Source organism: Psychrobacter sp. (genome assembly GCF_035469765.1).
Classification (GTDB): Bacteria; Pseudomonadota; Gammaproteobacteria; order Pseudomonadales; family Moraxellaceae; genus Psychrobacter.
Genome location: NZ_DATIRM010000378.1, coordinates 1 through 1,932, shown reverse-complemented (window position 1 = coordinate 1,932; position 1,932 = coordinate 1). Strand labels below are relative to the sequence as shown.

Annotated in this window: 2 protein-coding genes; one reads left to right on the top strand and one right to left on the bottom strand. The window is 40.7% G+C overall.

Annotated elements, in window-relative coordinates:
* The first annotated feature begins 287 nt into the window (after positions 1-287).
* Positions 288-428, top strand: a complete 141-nt coding sequence (locus VLN09_RS10490; RefSeq protein ID WP_325246290.1) for an entericidin A/B family lipoprotein — start codon at positions 288-290, stop codon at positions 426-428.
* A gap of 118 nt (positions 429-546) precedes the next feature.
* On the opposite strand, the gene hemW is transcribed toward VLN09_RS10490, so the two are convergent.
* Positions 547-1,878 carry a radical SAM family heme chaperone HemW gene (gene hemW, locus VLN09_RS10485; protein ID WP_325246288.1) on the bottom strand — a complete coding sequence of 444 codons (1,332 nt, stop codon included), beginning with the start codon at positions 1,876-1,878 and terminating at the stop codon, positions 547-549.
* Positions 1,879-1,932: the final 54 nt, after the last annotated feature.

The window sequence follows — 1,932 nt, the reverse complement described above, 5'->3', positions numbered from 1 at the left end:
TTACTGGGCATTTTTGGCGCTACCAGCACGATATGAATGGTCATACTAACTCCGTAAATAGTTTGAGACTTATATAACAGGCGTAATCAAAAGTTACAGTTTACTGCCAATAATTACATTTTGATACTGTGCTCTATTTTTAACTTTGATTATGATGGCTATAACGGAAAACAAGATAATATAAAAACATTATCCTTGTATTCTGTAACCCCTCAGTGAAAGTTAAGCAAAGCTTTAATTTTCACTGTTATTACTTACATTACCCTGTCTTTTTTGAGGAAAATATTATGAAAAAATTGGTTATCGCATCTTTAGCTGCTATGTTTGTACTAACTGGTTGCAATACTTTTAAAGGTTTAGGTCAAGACGTATCAAGTGCTGGTGATGCTGTTAGTGGCAGCGCTCAAGAAGTACAAAACAAAATCTAAGCTTCAAACGCTTAAATTGTTTAAAAGGCTTATCATTTATGTGATAAGCCTTTTTTACTGAGCTTAAACCTCAGATTTAAGTCCTTTTTAAGTTCATCCGCTTGATAAACATACTCTGCTATAAAAACGCTCTTAATATTTGATTGAGATACCTTTTGCCAAGTTCCGTTGGCTGCAAGTGTTGAGGGTTGTCTATTAGTAACCCTTGATCGATTAATTGAGCAACTTGTACAGCAATGCTGTCATAGCTCAGTCCTGTACGTGCTGCAAATAATGACCACGCTACACCATCATGCAAACGTAAGGCATTGAGCATAAACTCACTGACCAATTCCTCTTTGTCAATGGCTTGCCAGCCAACCATTTTTGGCGCTTGTGTGAATGCTTTATCTTGCTGACTAGCATACTGATGTTCCATATAGTCCTTTGGCATACGAGATTTACTAAAGCGATAGATATCTGCTTGAGTGTTTTCGTTATCCATACTCCAGACATCAGCAGTCATCTCATTGCTTATATTTTGCCCGATAATATCTTTTCCGACAGTCACTTTGCCGTGAGCGCCCGCCCCGATTGCTAGATAGTCACCAAACTGCCAATAATTGACATTATGACGACAAGACTTATCTGCTGCTCCTGACCATGCGGATACCTCATAATTGTGATAACCCAAATTTTGCAGTAATGTCTGACCAGCTTGTTCGATATCTGCCAAACGATCTTCATCAGGTAAAATCGGTTGACTGCGATAAAAGACAGTATTTGGCTCAATGGTCAGCTGATACCAAGAGATGTGCGTCGCTCCAGCATTGTGTGCCGTTTGGATATCCTCAAGCGCCTCATCCATGGTTTGTTCTGGTAATCCATGCATCAAATCCACATTAACGCGCTCAAAGCCTGCCACGCGTGCCGCTTTAATCGCAGATAGCGCTTGGCTAGGATTGTGAATACGCCCAAGCGTGGTTAGTTGTGCAGCAGAAAAGCTCTGCACACCTATCGACAGGCGATTGATGCCTACTGCTAAATACTCAGAAAATGGCGCATGCTCAAGGGTGCCCGGATTTGCCTCCATCGTCACTTCAATGTCATTTGCAAATCTAAAAATCTCACGCAACTTGGTAAATAAACGCTGATACTGTGCAATTGGCAATAGTGAGGGTGTGCCGCCGCCAATAAATATGGAGCTAACTTCACGCCCTTGGGTTAATATCTGCTGCATAGCGGCATCATGCAACAGCGTATCTACATATTCATCATACATAGACAGCTGACTATCAACCGGTAACTCATGCGAATTAAAATCACAGTAAGGGCATTTTTTGACACACCACGGGATATGGATATATAACGCCAGTGGAATGTCTGTCACCTCTATTGCACTCTCACTCTTATGAGCATCATCAAAAGCGTTTGCATGATCAGATGGGTAGTTAGATTTGATATTTGACATAAGCGGACTTATCTATAAAGAGGACTCTGCCATCAATAGCAGAAAATACCGTTA

Excerpts from the sequence above, each read along its gene's own strand:
- hemW (WP_325246288.1), bottom strand. The coding sequence starts at position 1,878 with ATGTCAAATATCAAATCTAACTACCCATCTGATCATGCAAACGCTTTT.
- VLN09_RS10490 (WP_325246290.1), top strand. The coding sequence starts at position 288 with ATGAAAAAATTGGTTATCGCATCTTTAGCTGCTATGTTTGTACTAACT.